This is a genomic window from Argonema antarcticum A004/B2, from assembly GCF_023333585.1.
GTDB classification, from domain to species: Bacteria; Cyanobacteriota; Cyanobacteriia; order Cyanobacteriales; family Aerosakkonemataceae; genus Argonema; species Argonema antarcticum.
Map to the genome: position 1 here is coordinate 64,321 of NZ_JAIQZN010000023.1, position 20,017 is coordinate 84,337.

At 44.3% G+C, this 20,017-nt stretch carries 10 protein-coding genes; 6 read left to right on the forward strand and 4 right to left on the reverse strand.

Annotated elements, in window-relative coordinates:
- Positions 1-397 precede the first annotated feature (397 nt).
- Both LAY57_RS12500 and LAY57_RS12505 read left to right on the forward strand, forming a co-directional pair.
- Positions 398-3,166, forward strand: a complete 2,769-nt coding sequence (locus tag LAY57_RS12500; RefSeq protein WP_249066982.1) for a beta strand repeat-containing protein — start codon at positions 398-400, stop codon at positions 3,164-3,166.
- 231 nt (positions 3,167-3,397) lie between these two features.
- A complete protein-coding gene (locus tag LAY57_RS12505) occupies positions 3,398-3,994 on the forward strand; it encodes a hypothetical protein (RefSeq protein ID WP_249066984.1) in 597 nt (198 codons plus the stop codon).
- Between the two features lie 36 nt (positions 3,995-4,030).
- Here the strand turns inward: LAY57_RS12505 and LAY57_RS12510 are convergent, their stop codons facing one another.
- From LAY57_RS12510 to LAY57_RS12520, 3 genes are all read right to left on the reverse strand, one after another.
- Positions 4,031-5,029: a formylglycine-generating enzyme family protein gene (locus tag LAY57_RS12510; protein ID WP_249066986.1), complete on the reverse strand. Its 999-nt coding sequence runs from the start codon at positions 5,027-5,029 to the stop codon at positions 4,031-4,033.
- A gap of 147 nt (positions 5,030-5,176) precedes the next feature.
- Entirely contained in the window at positions 5,177-6,211 is a 1,035-nt protein-coding gene (locus LAY57_RS12515) for a 3-methyl-L-tyrosine peroxygenase-related protein (RefSeq protein WP_249066988.1), read from the reverse strand.
- Positions 6,212-6,261: 50 nt separating this feature from the next.
- Complete coding sequence (locus tag LAY57_RS12520; protein ID WP_249066990.1) at positions 6,262-7,686, reverse strand: pyridoxal-dependent decarboxylase; 1,425 nt, start codon at positions 7,684-7,686, stop codon at positions 6,262-6,264.
- A gap of 995 nt (positions 7,687-8,681) precedes the next feature.
- On the opposite strand from LAY57_RS12520, the gene LAY57_RS12525 reads away from it, so the two are divergent.
- The 4 genes from LAY57_RS12525 (at position 8,682) to LAY57_RS12540 (ending at position 18,705) form a co-directional block, all read left to right on the forward strand.
- A complete protein-coding gene (locus LAY57_RS12525; RefSeq protein ID WP_249066992.1) occupies positions 8,682-11,318 on the forward strand; it encodes a CHAT domain-containing protein in 2,637 nt (878 codons plus the stop codon).
- A gap of 280 nt (positions 11,319-11,598) precedes the next feature.
- The gene (locus LAY57_RS12530; protein WP_249066994.1) at positions 11,599-13,248 is read left to right on the forward strand and encodes an NHLP bacteriocin system secretion protein; all 1,650 of its coding nucleotides are present in this window, start codon (positions 11,599-11,601) and stop codon (positions 13,246-13,248) included.
- Positions 13,249-13,341: 93 nt separating this feature from the next.
- Positions 13,342-15,546: an NHLP family bacteriocin export ABC transporter peptidase/permease/ATPase subunit gene (locus LAY57_RS12535; protein ID WP_249066995.1), complete on the forward strand. Its 2,205-nt coding sequence runs from the start codon at positions 13,342-13,344 to the stop codon at positions 15,544-15,546.
- Positions 15,547-15,807: 261 nt separating this feature from the next.
- Positions 15,808-18,705 (forward strand): NHLP bacteriocin export ABC transporter permease/ATPase subunit, encoded by a 2,898-nt coding sequence (locus tag LAY57_RS12540; RefSeq protein WP_249066997.1) that lies wholly within the window; start codon positions 15,808-15,810, stop codon positions 18,703-18,705.
- A gap of 20 nt (positions 18,706-18,725) precedes the next feature.
- On the opposite strand, the gene LAY57_RS12545 is transcribed toward LAY57_RS12540, so the two are convergent.
- Positions 18,726-19,457 (reverse strand): DUF928 domain-containing protein, encoded by a 732-nt coding sequence (locus tag LAY57_RS12545; protein ID WP_249066999.1) that lies wholly within the window; start codon positions 19,455-19,457, stop codon positions 18,726-18,728.
- Positions 19,458-20,017: the final 560 nt, after the last annotated feature.

Genomic DNA, 20,017 nt, shown 5'->3' on the forward strand with positions numbered 1-20,017 from the left:
TATGTAGAGGCATTAGCATTGCAGAATTAAGGTTTCGGTTTTGAGTTAAGATTAATTTTGTAATGCGAGAGCCCGACAACTATATATATAGTCTTTTATTATATAAGGGAGTAAGTAAAGAGCGCTGAAGCGCAACTACGTACCGGAGTAAAGAGCGCTGAAGCGCAACTACGTACTTGAGTAAAGAGCGCTGAAGCGCAACTACGTACTTGAGTAAAGAGCGCTGAAGCGCAACTACGTACTTGAGTAAAGAGCGCTGAAGCGCAACTACGTACCGGAGTAAAGAGCGCTGAAGCGCAACTACGTACCGGAGTAAAGAGCGCTGAAGCGCAACTACGTACTTGAGTAAAGAGCGCTGAAGCGCAACTACGTCAGGTTAGCGGGAGAGTGTCAACAAATGCAGACTTATGGCTGGATAAGATGCTGTTGGAGGTTGTTGTGGGTAAGTTACTTGACGCTGAGTGGGACTACTCTATTCACTCAATATGTTTTAGCGCAGCTGATTCCCGATCCGACTTTAGGCAGTGAAAGCTCTGTCATTACTCCGACGATTATCAACGATCGTAGCAGCGATCGCATTGATGGTGGAGCGATTCGCGGCGCTAATCTGTTCCACAGTTTTCGGGAATTCAATGTCGAGTCAGGAGGGGGTGTATATTTTTCTAACCCAGGTGCGATCGAACGAATTATAACGCGAGTGACAGGGGGAAATAGTTCCCAAATCTTAGGAACGCTGGGAGTTTTGGGAAATGCGGACTTATTTTTAATTAATCCCAATGGGATTATCTTTGGCCCCAAGGCTCGATTAGACCTCAAAGGTTCATTTATCGGCAGTACAGCCAGCAGTATTATATTTGCAAATGGCATAGAATTTAGCGCCACTAACCCCCAAGCGCCAGCACTACTAGCTATCAATGTTCCCTTGGGATTGCAATATGGCGCAAATCCCGATCGCATTATCAATCGAAGTGCGGATGGAACCCCAGATCCTACGCTGCAAGTGCCTATTGGGAAAACTTTTGCGCTAGTGGGTGGCGATGTGATGCTCGAAGGCGGCACAATGAAAGCGTCGCAAGGACGAATTGAATTAGGCAGTGTTGGCGATAACAGTCTAGTCAATCTTACCCCGATGGATCGAGGCTGGGCGCTGAATTATGACGGGGTGCAAAACTTTCGAGATATCAGCTTATCTCAAGGGGCAATTGTCGATACCAGCGGCCCAGGTGGCGGGGATATTCAGGTGCAAGCAAGGCGCTTGAGCATGACTGATGGAGCCCTGATTTATTATGCAAACGAAGGCTCCGAACGTGGGGGAAATATAGATATCACCACTTCTGAATCAGTGGAACTTGTCGGCGGACTTAACCCGGCTTTTGGCGATCTTCTTATTTATACTGAGATAACAAATTTTACACTGGGAACTGGAGCGACTGGCAATGTGACGATTAAAACCGGAAGATTAACCATTCGAGATGGTGCAATTATCGCTAATCAATCAAGCGGTGCTGGTAACGCAGGAAATTTGACGGTAGTTGCTTCGGAGCTTATAGAACTGATTGGAGTAGTACCAGATAACCCGTTTATGCCTAGTGGCTTATTTGCACAAGCCTTCTCAGACGACGTTTTATCCACAGGCAAGGGGGGGAATTTATCTATTGAAACTAAGCGATTGATTATTCGAGATGGAGCATTAATAGGCACTAATACTTTTACAGCAGGTCAAGCGGGAAATTTGACAGTAAAAGCCTCCGAGTCTATAGAACTGATTGGCACAAATCCCTCGCCAGGATTATCGGGTGGCATCGGTGCGGGGGTTAATACTGGGGCTAAGGGCAATAGCGGCGACTTAACGATCGAAACTAAACGACTGACGATTCAAGGTGGCGGACAGATTGCAGCTTCCACATTGGGTGAGGGTAATGGAGGAGATTTGATTGTCAACGCTTCAGAGTCGATCGAACTGATTGGGGCGGCCATAAATGCTGATTTAAGGATCGGTAGCAGCGGCTTGTTTGCTTCAGCAGAACGAGGTGCTACTGGTAAGGTTGGAGATGCAAGGATTAGTGCTGGAAGGTTGATTGTCCGGGATGGCGCGAGAATCTCAGCAGACAATTTCGGCACAAATTCAGGCGGAAATTTAATCTTAAACGTAGGGCAATTAATTATTCAGAATGGCGGAACGGTAAGGGCTGGATCTTTTGGTGATGGCCCTGGAGGAATCTTAGATGTGAATGCTGATTCGGTGCAGGTAACTGGGATCGGCACATTGGGAGGTAAAACAATTAATAGCGCTCTATTTACTGAAGCCGACGCGAGTGGAATGGCGGGAAACTTGACGATTACAACTGGCTCTTTGAGAATAGCAGATTCTGGAGAAGTCAATGTAGGCAGTTTGGGGTCAGGAGCCGCAGGCAGCTTGGAAATTAATGCTGGTTCGATCGATCTCGATAACTTTGGTAAACTTAGAGCTGACAGTAAGGCAGGATTTGGCAACATTAATATTCAGACAAGAAACTCGTTGATATTACGCGGCAATAGCGGCATTAGCACTAATTCGCAAGGCATCGATCCTGGAGGAAATATCAGTATCACCGCAGCTAACTTAGTGGCGCTGGAAAATAGCGACATTACTGCTAATGCAACAAATAGCTTCGGCGGTCAAGTCACTATTAATGCTTCTGGTATCTTTGGCACTCAGTTTCGCGACAAACAGAGCGATGTCACCAGCGATATCACCGCCACTTCCGATTTAGGCGCTCAGTTCGGCGGTACTGTGCAAATCAACACGCCTGATGTAGACCCCAGTGCTGGGTTAGTCGAGCTATCTACAACAGTGGTTGATGTGGAAGGTTTAGTCGCCAAAAACGTTTGTACTCGGCGAGAGGAGGGAGGCAGTTCCTTTGTAGTAACAGGAAGGGGTGGTTTACCCCCAAATCCCAACGATCCCCTGACCAACGAGATTGTAGCGGTTTCGTGGGCTAGGCCCGATCGGGCCAACTCCAAGCTCAGAGGAGGTGGAAGAGGAAGGAGTGAGCCGCAAATTAACAATTACCAGATTGTGGAAGCTCAAGGCTGGATAGTCGCTGCGGATGGCACCATTATCCTGACTGCTAAAGCACCCACAGCTACTCCTCACAGTCCCGGCTTGATTCACCCAGGCTGCTAGTGCAAGTGGTCAGTTGTCAGTTGTCAGTTGTCAGTGGTAAAAATCAAGATTTCCAGAGCAATCATTGGCAATTTTTAGTGGTGAGTTATAGCAACCGCCAAGGCGACTCTTGACAGTAGGGGCGTTCGCGAACGCCCCTGCCCCAGATTTATGGCTTAACCGCCAAGGCGGTTGCTATATTTCCGCCATCCTGCACTAGCCTCTAGAACAGCGATCGAGGAAAAAAATCAAATGCCTTACAGTGATTTTAATTTAGAAAAAGTGCAGAAAGCTTTTGATTTAACCATTTTAGAAGATCTAGACCTTTTTGCCAACGTTCCTGAGTTAGAACCAACTCCTCTCCTGGGCGAATTTTTACAAAATAATGCTCAATTGGCATTAAAAATTAATACAGAAAAAGCTCGTTCAGAAATGATTATTGCTCCGATTTTACTGGACTTGAAGAAACAGTTTGTCTCGAAAATCAGCTTGTTTTCGGGAGTTGATTTTAATGTTGATTTTGAACGGGGGTTAAACGGAACCTGCGACTATATCATTAGTAATTCTACCGAACAGTTATTTTTGAAATCTCCTGTCATTATTCTGGTAGAAGCTAAAAAGGAAAATATTGTAGCGGGGTTGGGTCAGTGCGCTTCAGAAATGTTAGCCGCTCAAGTTTTTAACGAACGGGAAGGAAATAACATTCCTGTTATTTTAGGAGCCGTTACTTCAGGAAATATTTGGAAGTTTTTGCAATTGTCGGAAAAACAACTCAGAGTTGACGTGACAGAGTATTATCTGAAAGATGTCAATAAAATCTTAGGAATTTTGGCAAATGAAATCCAATAAATAGAGAGAGAAGCCGATCGCGGCGGACTCCTGTCGCTAAACTTGAGCAGGTCTAACTACGCAGCGAAAGCCGATGTGACCAGTAGAGGTATCCACTGTTTCGGGATGACGGGCAGCTGGACGATAGCGGGCGCAATAATTGGCAGCGCAGAGGAACGAGCCGCCTTTGAGTACCTTGCGGGGAAATTGAGGTATATGAGGGTCATAGCTTGCTTCTCTGTTACCACCTCTAGGATTAGCGGGAATACAGCAAGGTTTGGCGGCATTTTCTGGATGACGTTCTCGATACCAGTCGCTCGTCCATTGCCACACATTCCCTGCCATATCATACAAACCGTAGCCATTCGGAGGATAGGAACCGATCGCTTCTGGCTTAGGAGTGCGGGTTCTTAAGTTTTGCCAGGGAAATTTACCCAGCCAGATGTTGGCCATTAGCTGGCGATTCGGCATCAATTTATCCCCCCAGACATAGGTAGCCTCCTCTAACCCACCACGGGCTGCAAACTCCCACTCTGCTTCGGTGGGCAGCTCTTTGCCTGCCCATTTTGCATAAGCTTCGGCATCTTCGTAGGCGATATGAACAACGGGATAATTCTCGCGACCTTCAAGAGAGCTATCGGGCCCTTCGGGATGACGCCAATTGGCTCCGGGTGAGTACTTCCACCAACAGAACGATCGCAAATCGACGGGCTGCGGGGGTAGCCAGAAAACTGCCGATCCAGGCACCAAAAGCTCAGGCTTAGCATGGGGATAGTCCTTAAGTAATGGTTGGCGTTCGGCAACTGTCACATAGCCTGTTGCCTCCACAAAGCCCTGGTATTGCTGGTTTGTGAGGGTGTACTTATCCATCCAGAAGCCGCTGACAGAGACCTTGTGGGTGGGGCCTTCTTCGGGATAGTAAGAATCAGACCCCATGATGAATGTGCCACCGGAAATCCATTCCATATCGCTAGAGGGAGGATTACCGGGTGGGGGAACTTGGGTGAGTGGTTTGGATGGTTTGGAGGAAAAACCTTTGCTGGGGGTCTGCTTCATAACTGGGCTTATTAGTCGGAGAGATCGATCGCTCTACAGCGGCTTGCAGTCGGATGAAGTATACCCCAGAAACCCGGTTTCTTCAAGAAACCGGGTTTCTATGTACCTCACCGATCTGAAAGGCGCTGTAATCTCTATTATAAAACTCTACCTCGTCATCAACTCCAGCGAATTCAATTTCACTACCTCTGTAGCGGGTGTAAAAGAGGAAGCCAACTCTGACAAACCGAACACTCTCATCAGTAAGTTACGATAACTTACAAAGCTAAGTTCCATAGATTGTTTTTTGTCGAACGATAACCAATCTTCTGCCATCCTGACTTCTCTGCTGGCGTTTAACATCCGCAAGCGGCCAGATTCAAATCTACTCAGCATATCCGTTGCTTTGCATTGGGGAGATAGCAGGCTTCCTTCCTCTTTTCCATTAAATTTTTCACAAACTGATTTATGTGCCGTAGCAATCATCTTGTAGCTGAACGTAAACTGTTCGTGCTGAGGTTTTAGCTGTTCTGGTAAAGATGCAAAGACGGGGTGAAGTCTCCTCCATATAGATATTAAGAAAGAGTGGTCTTGCATCATAATGCCGCTGAATTGGTTGGGCATAGTGTAACGCACCTCTGCTAGGTAAGCCGCAGTGCTAAAACTTCCAGCCATTTCCATTGCTACAGCCGAACCTAACATCAGCGCCGAGGCAGTTTCTAGTTCAATCGCAGCTTCTTTTAAGTTTCCAGCTTGCAGTTCTGATTCAAAGCGCAGACAACAGATAATTAAGCCCTGAATTAAGGAAATGAAAACCCAATGGGACTTTACCCAACATTCCATTGCTTCTGATTGCAGAGGTGGAGTTGAGAGGTAATGTCCAGTTATATCATCAAAAAGCTTTCTTGCTGATAAGGTACTTGCAGCAAGAACCAGGCATTTAGCAACACCTTTTTGGGGCTGAACGCGCCTGATGTTAAAGTATTCATCGTAAACTTGCTCTGGAAGCTCTCCGTTAGAGAGGATTTCTTCTGTTCCGAGGATTTCAAATAACGAGTTAATAGCCTGTTGCACTTGGCAACTTGATAAAGAATGTTGTGAAAGCAAACTCAGGGAATTACTCAATTTATTTTTGATCGATTCGCTTAAGTTGTAGCTGGTAGGCAGCTCTTCTGGCAGCAACAAATAAAAGTTTTCTGTCATATCCCTTGCCACTTCTTGAGGTGAATTAATTTAGAACAGGTTTAGCAGTTTTAAGTGTTTGCTTCCACTGACTCAGCTTCTTGGCAAATTAATTTCCAAGCTTGTTCGACGTTGCTTTTTTCAGTTGTTGCTTGCCCAATCGACATCCGTAAAGTTACTTTCTGGTCAAGCTTCGTCGGAGTTAAGTAGACTTTCCCTGAAGAATTAAGACTGTTAACAATTGCCTGGTTAATTTCATCGCCGCCTTTGTGTCGAAAACAGACTAAGTTGAGGGGTGGATTGCCAACTAATTCAAACTGCGGGTGGGATTTTACCCATTCGGCAAACTCTTGTGCTAAGGCGATATGTTTGCGGATGTAATGTTGTAAGCCTTCGATACCGTAATGCCGAATTACAAACCAGAGTTTGAGACTTCTGAATCTGCGTCCCAGGGAAATTTGCCAGTCGCGATAGTCAATTACTTTGCCGGATTCGGTAGCTTGATTTTTCAGGTATTCTGGCATGATGGAGAGTGCCTGATTCAGCTTTGTTCTATCCCGCACGTAGAAGCTGGTGCAGTCAAAGTTAGTCAGCATCCATTTATGAGGGTTGAAACAATAGCTATCGGCTAGTTCCAGTCCTTGATGAATCCACCTGAATTCTGGACATAAGGCGGCTGTACCGCTCATTGCGCCGTCAACGTGGAACCAAATGTTGTACTTTTGCGCGATCGCACCTAATTCTGGGATAGGATCGATCGCATTCGATGAAGTTGTCCCTACTGTCGCCGCCAAATAACAAGGTGTTAATCCAGCTTTGATATCGGCTTCGATGCACTGCTGTAGCGCATCTGGACTCATGGCATAGTTGCCATCAACTTCAATCAGGCGGAGGTTTTCCCGGCGCAGTCCCGCAATTTTTACTCCTTTTTCGATTGAGGAGTGCGCTTGGGTGGAAATGTAAGTTACGAGGTTATTAATATCTGCTTTTGCTTGTTCTCTAGCTGCTAGCAATGCTACTAAAGAGGCGCTGCTGGCTGAATCTTGGATAACTCCTCCCCCAGCAGCAGAAGATTTGAATTGCTGTGGTAGGGCTAGCATATCTACCAGCCAGTCTAAAACGTGGGTTTCCAACTCGGTACAAGCAGGAGAAGTTGCCCACAACATTCCCTGTATTCCCAATCCTGCACTGATTAATTCGCCTAAAATGGAGGGTGCTGAGATGCCGGTGGGAAAGAAGGCAAAGAAGTTCGGTGATTGCCAGTGAGTTATTCCTGGCATGATAATGCGATCGAGATCTTTCAATATTTCCTCGAAAGATTCTCCTTTTGGCGGTGCTGTTTCCGGCAGTTTAGCCCTGATTTCCCCTGGCTGAACTTGAGAAAGAACGGGCAAATTCTCGACGTTCTCTAAGTATTTGGCTATCCAGTCGATTGTTTTATATCCCCATTGGCGAAATTCCTCTGGAGACATATGGTAGTCTTTTTCTGGTATCATTGAAATTAACGAAGAGTGAAAGTTGGGTAATTAAAGTAGATAGGGACTCAACCTTTGTTTCCTGTCTAAACTTAAGTTTATATTTAGCTTGAATTAGGCTGATTCAGCTATAATATTGTGTTTGTTAGACGAGCGGACGAGCGTAACTTATTGTGCCAAATAGACTCTATTGTGAAATCGAGAATATCACATTCGGATCTATTTTTTTTTGCGGCATAAACCGTTTTATTTTTTAGGACTTTGTATTGGGTTGTATCATTTGAATGAACATCAAATTTGAGTTGGTTTTAAATCTTACAAAACCAGCATACTACAAAATTTCTTATGTTTAATTTATAATGAGTAGGAAAAGTAGGACTTTGAAATTTAGATGAAGTAGTGTATTTTAGGTAGCAAAAGTAGGAAAGGTAGAAAAGTAAAAAATATTTAGATTTGCCACTTTACAAAAGTCAGGGATTGAGCTAAGGTTCAACGGTAGTGGGGCTGTGAGGGACGGCAAAAAAAGGCGGATCGAGCTTGTGACTCCGACGTTTCCCTAAGACAGTTAAGGAAAAGCGAAAAACGTATCTTAAACCTTGGGAATAAACAGTTACTCTCTATACAATTACATATTTCTTCACAAATTAATATACATTATCTAAAAAATCTTATTTTTGTGTCAAGTACCCGCCACCAACCCCTGGGAAAAACCAAGATAGGACTTACGCATTCGATCGCCGCAGTACATCTGTAGGGACAATTCATGAATTGCCCCTACATCTAGGGGGAAAAACGCCTTCAAAGCGTAAGTCCTAGTGAAAATGGAATGTTCATTTGTTCTGGTGGCGCGATCGGCCCTAGAAAGCACTCATTATCACAGGTGTGGTTGTTTTTTTTAATTAAAACAAATTATAATATTTTTATCTATTTCTGAAATAAATTTGTAGATATAGCCACAGTCACATAAGTTAGAACAGTATTGAGCTATAAAAGCAAGGAAGCAACTGTGTTTTTATATGAGAATCAAAAATTTAGTAGTTGCTACTCTAGGGGTATTATCTTTCATCTGCGCGATCGGCCTAACCCCAGCGATGCCACTATCCGATGTCCAGATTAACCGCCAAAGTCAAGGGACGGAAGTCTTAACATTTTACCAAGTATCTCAAACCGAGCCAACAGCCGAACTAAGGGCGAATGGATTAGAAGAGGAGGCTGAGCGACTTTATGAAAGGGGACAATTCCAAAAAGCGATCGCCCTGTTGGAGCAGATAAGGGCCGATTACAAATCCCAAGGTGATGAATTGGGTCAAGCAAGGGTTCTGAGAAATCTTGCCTTAGTTTATCAGCAAACGGGAGAGATGTCAAAAGCAAATGAAGCAATTACAAACAGTCTTAACCACCTGCCAAAAGAATCGAACACCAAAGAGAGCAAACAACTCCTAGCCCAAATTCTAGAAGCTCAAGGGCTTTTACAATTATCTGTCGGTCAGTCCGAAGAAGCGCTGGAAACTTGGAAACAAGCCGCCGACAGCTACCAAAAAATAGGAGATATAACGGGAGTAACAAGAAGTAAGATTAACCAGGCTCAAGCACTGCAACGAATGGGGCTATATCATGAGACAATCAAAACTTTGCACGAGATAAATGTTACTTTAAAACAGGAACCAGATAGTCTGCTCAAAGCTAAAGGATTGCAAAGTTTGGGAAATGCGCTGCGAGTGACAGGTGAATTAGCGCAATCTGAGGAAATTTTGGCACAAAGTTTGGCGATCGCTCAAAAATTGGCTGCACCGGAGTCAATAGCTTCAATTCTACTGAGTTTGGGTAACACAGCCAGATTGCAGGCCAAACCACAAGCAGCCTTGGATTACTATCAACGCGCAGAGCGAACATCGCCCTCATCCAATCTTCAGATTCAGTCACAAGTGAATCAAATTAGCCTTTTAGTAGAGCAAAAAGAATGGTCTAAAGCTGTAGAATTAGTGCCTCAAATTCAGTCTATATTGACCCGCTTCCCAGTGAAACGTACAACAATTAATGCGAGCATTAATTTAGCTAAAAACATGATAAAAATTCTTAAATATGGAAAGATAAATTCGCTTAGTTATACTTACTCTAATATTGCCCAATTATTAGCTACTGCTGTCCAAGAAGCTGAAAATTTACAAGACCCCCGAACATTAGCTTATGCTTTGGGAAGTTTTGGGGGATTGTACGAACAGAAAAAACAGTGGGATTACGCCCAAGAGTTAACTAATAAAGCTTTATTTTTAGCGCAAGGTATAAACGCTTCTGATATTGCTTATCAATGGCAGTGGCAACTAGGAAGGATTCTCAAGCAGCAGGGAGATCGAGAAGGTGCGATCGCGGCTTATACTGAAGCAGTTAATACCATCCAGTCTATCCGCAGCGATTTAGTAGCAATTAGCTCAGAAGCGCAGTTTTCGTTTCGAGAAAGTGTAGAACCCGTTTACCGAGAATTAATTGGGTTACTCTTACCAGTAGGAGAAAAAGTAGATCAGTCAGCATTGAAGAAGGCGCGGCAAACAATCGACTTTCTTCAGTTGGCTGAACTAGATAACTTTTTTCGTGATGCCTGTTTAAATACTCAGCCTTTACAAATAGATAATATTGACCCAAAAGCGGCCATATTCTCAACGATTATTTTAAGCGATCGCTTGGAAGTAATTGTGGGATTACCCGGACAACCATTGCGCCGCTACACCACCCTTTTATCCCAAGAAGAAATAGAGGCAACACTCCTGCAAGCGCGGAATGCTCTAACATTTCCCCGACTCAGAATTTCCCTCAGAAACTTTTTGGTTCCCTCGCAAAAGATTTACAAGTGGTTAATTGGCCCGATGGAAACAGAACTAGCAGATAGCGGCGTCCAAACTCTAGTGTTTGTATTAGATGGTGCTATCCGAAATATACCTATGAGTTCCCTTTATGATGGTGAAAAGTATTTAGTCCAAAAATACAGTATTGCCGTTGCACCCGGTTTGCAATTAATAGATGCCAAACCTTTACAACAAGGGAAACTCCGGGTTCTCACTGCCGGACTGAGCGAAGCACGCCAAGGGTTTTCACCACTTCCGGGCGTGAAGTTTGAATTGGACAGCATCGGTAGTGAAGTTTTCACCGAAAAACTGCTGGATCGATCGTTTACTGCCACAAATTTTAAAACAAAAGTTAAATCTTCTTCATTTCCAATAATTCATTTAGCAACGCACGGTCAATTTAGTTCTCAAGCAAATGATACATTTATTCTCACTTGGGATGACCGAATTAACGCTAAAGATCTAGATAGCCTTTTGCGTGCAGATACAAGAATAGGCCCAGTAGAATTACTTGTCCTCAGTGCTTGTCAGACTGCTGCGGGAGATAATCGAGCCACCTTGGGATTGACGGGGGTAGCTGTGCGGGCAGGGGCACGCAGTACGGTGGCATCTCTGTGGAGTGTCAGCGATGAAGCCACGGCTTTGTTGATGACTCGATTCTATGAGGAGTTAGCCCATTCCCAGGTAAATCCCGGTAATAAGGTGACAAAAGCTGAAGCTTTGCGTCGTGCCGAACAGGCAGTTTTGCAGGACGAGAGATTTTCTCACCCCTATTTTTGGTCAGCTTTTGTTATGGTCGGAAATTGGTTGTAGGTATAGCAAAGTGCTGAGTGCTGAGTGCTGAGTGCTGAGTGGGGAGTGCTAAGGATGCCGTACAAACACAGTCGCTTCCTTGTGGGGAATAGCTCTATACTGTCCTAACATATCTGACTATGGCTATAATTGTTCATTGCTAAAATTTATCACCTATAATCCATACCAATGACTAATGAGTGATGCAGCACGACACTGATATACACGGATGCACTGATATAGCTATGACTAATGACTAATGCCTAATGACCAATGACTAATGACTAATGACTAATGACTCATGACTAATGACAAAAAAAAAGATTTATTCAGAAAAGCATCGTTAGATCGTTTATCTTCTCCTGAACGTCTAGATGAGTTGATCCAAGTAGTAAGTCCTAAAGATTGGCTACCTTTGGTTACGTTAGGTGGATTGGTGTTTGTTGGTTTGGTTTGGAGTATTTTTGGACGTATCCCGATCGCAGTTAGCGGTCAAGGAGTTTTACTGCGATCGCGTCAGGTTATAGAAATTCAATCTCCCAAATCGGGACAGTTACAGCAGCTAAAAGTCAAAGTCGGGGATTGCGTTAAGAAGGACAACGGCGACGAGAAAGACGATCCAGAAGAACTACTAGCAGTAATTGACCCGCTTGAGCTTAAGCAAAAACGTGATCTAGAAGCCTTGAAACTTCAGGAACTACAAAAACAGGAGCGGGACGCCACTGCGATCGCACTGCAAAGAACCCAACTGGAAAAAGCAAGTTTGCAACAGCAGCGAAGCAGCTTGCGACAACGCTTACAAGATACTCAAACTTTAACGCCTTTGTTGAAGAACCAAAGTAGCATCTCTATTCAACAGCAGCGAGAAAATTTACTAAACCGCCTACAGAATACTCAAGCATTAACGCCTATACTCAGGGATAAAAAAAGCAGCGCTATTCAACAACAGCGAGAAAGCTTGCGACAACGCTTGCGAGATGCTCAGGCGCGGGCACCTATTCTCAACGAGAGACTCAAAAGACGCCAGGACTTATTAAAACAGGGAGCGATCGCCAGCGATCAAGTACTTGAAGCAGAACAACAATATACAGAGAGCCTTCAGAATATCTCCGAGGTTCAAGCTCAATTGAAACAACTAGATGTTGACCAAGCTCAAGCCGAACAAACTTATCTGGATAACCTCAGTAAAATCAGCGAAATTCAAGTTCAATTAAAGCAATTGGATGTTGAGAAAACCGATGCAGAACAAAAATACTTGGAAAATCTTAATAAAATTTCGGATATTCAAACTCAGTTAAAAGAACTAGACACTAAAGAAAAAACCCTGGAACAACAAAACTTGGACGCTTCAACAACTCGTAAAAATCAGATTCTTGATATCGAACAGGAGATTAAACGACTTGACCAACAAATTCAAGCCAACAGCACTATTAAAAGTCAGTACAGCGGCTGCATTCTAGAACTTACTGTTAGTGATGGGCAATTTGTTAATCCTGGAACTCGCATAGGCTCAATCCATATCCAAGAACCATCCCAGCCGATATTGGCAGTTACTTATTTTCCTGTGAGGGATGGTAAGCAAATTAAACCGGGAATGTCGATCCAAATTACACCGACTACCGTCAAGCGAGAACGATTTGGCGGAATTGTAGGTACTGTGATTTCTGTCTCGGCATTCCCCGTGACTAAACAGGGTGCTGCGAGTACGATCGGTAATGCAGAAGTGGTAGAAAGTTTGATGTCTCAATCTAAAGAATCTCAAATAGAAGTCTGGGCAGAATTGAAGCCGAATTCTTCGACCTACAGCGGCTATGAGTGGTCTTCTTCCAAAGGGCCACCGGATTTTAAGATATCTGCTGGAACTACTACTACTGTGCAAGTTACAGTAGAAAAACGGGCACCTATTCAATTTGTATTACCGTTTTTGCGAGAGTGGAGCGGAATCAATTGATTTTAGATTTTAGATTTTAGGTTGAATGAGATTTTTAACCACAGATGAACACAGATGAACACAGATGTAGATGAATAGTTGTCGTGGGGGTAAATGATAATCCAAAAATTAAAATCCAAAATCCAAAATCCAAAATCCAAAATCGTGAAGACTCCGACGGTGCTGCAAATGGAGGCTGTGGAATGCGGTGCGGCTGCTTTGGGGATGATTCTGGGTTACTACGATCGCATAGTATCCTTAGCAGAACTCCGTGAAGAGTGCGGCGTCTCTCGCGATGGGAGTAAGGCTGCCAATCTCGTCAAAGCGGCCCAACGCTATGGGATGCAGGCAAAAGGCTTTAAAAAGGGGCTAGAGGCGCTGGCTGAAGTGCCAGTACCCTATATCGTGTTTTGGAACTTCGACCATTTTCTGGTGGTAGAGGGGTTTAAACGCGATCGCGTTTATCTCAACGACCCAGCTAGCGGACGCCGCCGCATATCCAGACAAGAATTCTCTCAAGCTTACACTGGTATCGTACTGGTGATGGAACCAGGGCCGGAGTTTAAAAAAGGCGGTAAAAAGCGAAACACCCTTTTAGCTTTACACTCCCGCCTGAAAAACTCCTACGATATAATCTTCTTCTCTATATTAGCGGGTTTACTTCTCACCCTCCCCCGCTTAGCAGTACCAGCATTTAGCCAAGTTTTCACAGATGAAATTCTCATTCAAGGTCGCGAGAATTGGCTGCGACCTTTATTGTTAGGAATGGTAATAACAGCAGTAGTTCAAAGTCTTTTAGCGCGATTGCGGCTAATTTATTTGCGACGGCTGACAATCAAATTGTCCGTCGTTATGACAGGGCAGTTTATTTGGCATACTCTGCGTTTGCCAGTGGGCTTTTATGCCAATCGCTTCGCTGGTGAAATCGGCAACCGTACCGCACTAAACGGCAAAGTCGTAAGCGTACTCAATAGTATTTCTACCACGGCGATCGATACAGTCATGCTAGTTTTTTACTTCCTACTCATGATTATGTATGACCGGGTACTAACGCTGATGACAGTCAGTTTCGCCGCCATCAATTTGATTGCATTGCAGGCGTTACGCCGTCTCCGCCTCGATGCCAACTTAAAGATCAGTCAGGAAAGCGGTAAACTTTCTGGTGCTGCGATCGATAGTCTTCAATCATTAGAAACTGTGAAAGCTTCCGGGCTTGAATCGGATTTATTTGCTAAATTTGCTGGATACAATACTAAAGCCGTGAACGCCCAACAGGAATTAGCTTTACAGAGTCAAATCCTAACTTTATTACCAACGATTTTGACAGCGCTTGCAACTACCGCACTGTTGATAGTTGGTGGCTTTCGGGTTATGGAGGGCAACCTAACTATTGGAATGCTAATTGCTTATCAGAGTTTGATTGGCAGCTTTCTGGGGCCAGTTAATAATCTAGTCAATTTCGGCAGTAGCCTACAAATGCTAGAAGCAGATTTAGATCGTCTTGATGACATTTTGCAAAATCCTGTCGATCCCGAAATAGAGAGGGAGAAAGTGGGAGAATTCCGCCATCAAAAATCGGAATTTACCTCGTTTAAATTGCAAGGCTATGTTGAGTTACGCAACATCACTTTTGGTTACAACCCGTTAGAAGCGCCCCTGATTGAAAACTTTAACTTAATTTTGAAACCTGGGCGGCGGGTAGCGCTGGTGGGGAGTAGCGGTTCTGGTAAGTCCACTATAGCCAAACTAATCGCGGGTTTATATGCACCTTGGCAAGGTGAAATCCTGTTTGATAATGTACCTCGGAATCAGATTCCGCGCTTAGTTTTAGCAAATTCCCTGGCTATGGTTGAGCAAGATATCTTTTTGTTTAAGGGAACTGTGCGCGACAATCTGACTCTCTGGAATTCAACTGTGCCGACAGCAAATTTAGTGCAAGCTTGTCAGGATGCGGCAATTCACGATTTGATTATGTCGATGCCTGGGGGATATGATGCTGAAATAGCTGAACGAGGAGTAAATATTAGTGGAGGGCAACGTCAGCGTTTAGAAATTGCCAGGGCTTTAGTAATGAATCCGACAGTTTTAATATTAGATGAGGCAACGAGTTCTCTAGATGCGGAAACCGAGGTGATTATCGATCGCAATACTCGGCAGCGCGGTTGTGCCTGCATTGTGGTGGCGCACCGCCTCAGCACGATTCGCGATTGCGATGAAATTATTGTGCTGGAACGGGGCAAAATAGTACAGCGCGGTTCTCACGAGGAATTACGGCAACAGGGAGGAATTTACAGTCGTTTGCTAATGGCTAATGGCTAAGTTGTCCGTTAGCATAGGTTGCATAAAAAATTCGCTCTGTTATCTGCGTTCATCTGAATTTGATTACATATCTCGACTTTTGCAATCTTGTCTGATGATATCGTGCCCGGTTGCATCGTTAGTATATGAGTGAGATCGTCAAATTGTCTGTTGTCATCGTTGGTTACATTTTTACCACAGATGAAGACAGATGAACACAGATAAACACAGATAAGAATAATTACACGATTTTTTTAGGTAACCGATGCGTGAGGACATGATATGACTAATCCAAGCCTGATTCGATCGGTCCATAAAGTCAAAGGAAACGCACCCCTACTGCTGGATGACTCCCAGAAGGTTTGGGTAGTTCAATCTGGGACGCTGGCGCTGTTTGCCACCAGAGTTGAGGCGGGAGAACCGATAGGCGATCGCCGTTATTTGTTTAGTGTAAGTGCAGGCGAAGCATTGTTTGGCATTGCAGTGTCAGAAAAACTCAAAACTCCATATAGAATTCTGGCAGTGGCAATTGAAGAAACCGAACTTTTACAATTAGATATTGCCGATGTAGCCGCACAAGTAGCAACACTCGATCTAGAAGTAATTTATTTATTAGAAAGTTGGATAAAACATTTAAGTCAACTGATTGCTGCCCTGGCTATATCAACCCCTGGCGCAAAAGTGCCAGTGTCAGGTTTGGCTAACAAGCAATTATCTCAAGGGCAAATACTACAGGCATCTTCCAAAGCAGTAACCTGGGTTCGCGTGATTAAAGGCAGTGCTGCTTGGATGGGGAAAGAAGAATTGATTCTAGATCCAAATTCCCTAAGTTTTCCTCTCGCTGCTTTGACGTGGTTGGAGGCAATTAAACCAGTTGACGTTCATATCAATACAATAGAAAATACGGAAAAATTAACAAATAGTTTAGCGTTGTTTCATGCTTATGTCTGCTGGCATCTCCATACAGCATACGAACAGAAAACGGAGGCGGAATTTCAGCAATTTCAGCAATTGCAACAGCTAAATATTCAGGTAACAGAAGGTGCTTTAGACTCGTTAGCTTCTGCTTTAAAGCGACAACCAGATACTTTATTTTCTGAAGGAACGCCGCTGCTAATTGCTGCTGGGGCAGTGGCTAGGGCTGTGGGGATAACAATTCGATTGCCAGCACAATCGGAAAAGTTATCTCTAAGAGATCCAGTAGAAGCGTTGGCTATATCTTCCCGAATTCGTACTCGTCGAGTCGTGCTAGTTGGTGATTGGTGGCGACAAGAACATGGCCCTTTGTTGGCGTTTACCCAAGATAATCGTCCAGTCGCTTTGTTAATCGATAAAAGCAAAGGTTATCGTTATGTTTTATTTGACCCGGAATTGCGTACTCGGACGCTAGTAAATGATGCGATCGCATCCACACTAGCACCAACAGCTTATATGTTTTATCGGCCTTTTCCACAAGCGATCGACAAGGCTTTTGAGGTGTTCCGCTTTGGGATTAAAGGCTATGAAATAGACACGCTAAAACTGATGGCGGTGGGAATTATCGGCACGCTGCTAGGAATGGCAACTCCTCAAGCAACGGCGATTTTAATTAATAACGCTATTCCTAACGGCGATCGTCTGCTGTTGTTACAAATTGCGCTAGGATTGTTAGCTGTATCCTTTGGCAAGACAATATTTAATCTGTATCAAGGTTTAATTGCTCTGCGCGTTTCTACCGGAATAAATATTACATTACAAACAGCAATTTGGGACAGAATGCTGAGATTGAGTCCGTCTTTAATTCGCCAATTCACAACTGGCGATCTGTTGGTGCGGATTATGTCTGTCAGCCAGATATATAGCATTGTCAGCGGTGCAACTCAACGCACTTTGTTGACAGGAATATTTTCTCTGCTAAATCTAGGACTGATGTTTATTTATAGCGTACAGCTAACTTTGGTAGGATTGGGAGTTAGTTTTGTAGCTGTTATTTTAACAATAATTTCTAGTTTAATCTTGTTACGCAAACAGCGGCGACAAGAGACACTCGCTGGGGAAATTCAGGGACTAACTGTGCAACTAATTAATGGTGTGCCAAAACTGCGAGTAGCGGTGGCGGAAGAACGGGCGTTTGCGGCTTGGGCGAAAAACTACAGCGAACAAAATCAACTTAATCTAGAAATTATCCAAATTAGTGATATTGTTTCGGTTTTAAATGAGTTACTGTCTTTAACCAGTTCTATTTTGCTTTATTGGTTTGGCTTTGCAGCAATTCAGAGTACACAAGCAGGAGAAGGCAATTTAACGCTAGGCACTTTTTTGGCTTTCAGTTCTGCTTTTGGAACGTTTTTTGGGGGCGTAACTTCTCTGAGTAATACGCTGATTAATATTATAGAAATTGCGCCTTTGTGGGAGCGGGCGCAGCCAATTTTGCGGGGTAAGTTAGAATCTGATGAAGACAAAGCCGATCCGGGTTCTCTGAAGGGTCATGTAGTTTTAGATAATGCGGTCTTCCGCTATCGGGAGGATGGGCCACCGATCCTCGATCGCGTTAGTATTCATGCGGAACCGGGAGAATTTGTGGCGATTGTAGGCCCATCAGGGAGTGGAAAATCAACGATTTTTCGATTGTTATTGGGTTTTGAGACTCCCCAGAGCGGGAAAATATATTACGACTCTCAAGATTTAGCTGGATTGGATTTACAGGCGGTACGGCGACAGTTGGGAGTTGTGCTGCAAAACGGTCGAATGATGCAGGGCTCGATTTTTGATAACATCACCGGCGGGGCATTAGTATCGGTGGAGGAAGCTTGGGCGGCGGCGCGGATGGCTGGTTTGGCTGAAGATATCCAGCAAATGCCGATGGGGATGTATACTGTGGTGAGTGAGGGGGGCACCAATCTTTCCGGGGGTCAGCGACAGCGGCTTTTAATTGCCCGATCGCTTGTCCTCAAACCCCAGATTATCCTACTGGATGAAGCTACTAGCTTTCTGGATAACCGCACGCAAGCGATCGTCACTGAAAGTTTAGAAAAGTTGAATGCTACCAGAATAGTAATTGCCCACCGCATCAGCACTATCCGTCACGCAGACCGAATTTACGCGATCGAAGGGGGCCGAGTTTTGCAGGTGGGTTCTTTTGATGAACTGGTTAAGCAGCCAGGACTATTTGCAAGACTGGTAGCGCGACAGTTAGACTAGATTGTATTTGTTTATCTGGGTCACTGCTTTGAGACTCGATATTCAACTACAGGTTCTTGGACAATGTTGTCCAATTTAAGGGTCTTTAATAGCTCTGCCCATTTAGCTGCTACAGCTGCATCGTTAGGACGATCGCGACGTAACTCAGCTACGGTTGCAATAGCATCAGACCAGAAGTTATTGCCTGCATAAAGAGCCGCACGGTCTAAGGGATTTGCATTTTTTAACTGACTGGCGATAGTGTCGGGGGTATTGACTCGTTGAATCGAACCATCCACGGAGATATCGGCTTCGCGATTGCCAGACGGAGGAATAATGGCAAAATACCAACGGTAAGTCTTGCCAATTTCTAGGGATTTTATCTTACTGTTAGCAGAAAGGCTGACACCAATCACGCCGGAATCGCCATTAGTCACGAACGTTGTTTGGTCGATCGTCTCGCCTTTTTCATCGTTCAGTACAAACTCCACCATTTGTGGAGTCTGCGTTTTAGGAACATAGAAAAAGAATGTCGGATTTTCGGCTACGGTTAAACTCTGGTTATTTTCTGGAGCCAGCGCAACTAGAGGTTTTTCACTGAAACCCTGTTCTGGCCCGCGAGTGCCACCCCCAACCCGCCGTCCTGGAATACCCATTCTCTCTTGAGATGAGTCTTGTGCCAGCACATGATTTGGCCAGCAGTATGAACCGAAAGTGAGTGTAGATGTCAAACCGATGGCTGCAATAGCCTTATACAAGAGTATTCTAGGCATACGTTATAAACCAAATAAACCAAATCCTTATGTTGAGTATAAACATATAATCAAGGCAATGACTTCGGTAAAAGTACCGATATTCTTATACGTACAAACCATCAGTACTTTGATTAAGAAATTGTGAAATTATTTAGTTATAAAGGTGGGAAAGGTGGGAAAAAGATTATGTTTAAAAATTTGATAAAATAAACATTAAGAAACTGCGAACACTTACCCTGCAAACCCTAGAGCAGCTTAGCTTTTTTCCCACTTTAGATGGATGATACTTTCCTACTTTAATTTTAACAGACCAAAGTCTTCGTGGCCAGACACTTGGGTCGGTGTGCAAAAGCTCTCGGCGCGGGGACTTTCTCTCTATTTGGTCTTGCTAAGGTGGGTTCTAAGCAACTATAGGAGTAGGCAATTATGGGAGGTAATCGGGTAAGTCGCCCCTCTCTTTTTTTAACTACTCGCCTTTCATCCCGCCGCTATAACTGTACCCAGTTTAGCGGCGGGATACTTCGGCAGGCTCAGTAACAGAAAGGCAGGGAGATTGTAGGCTTCGCCGTGCAGTTCGA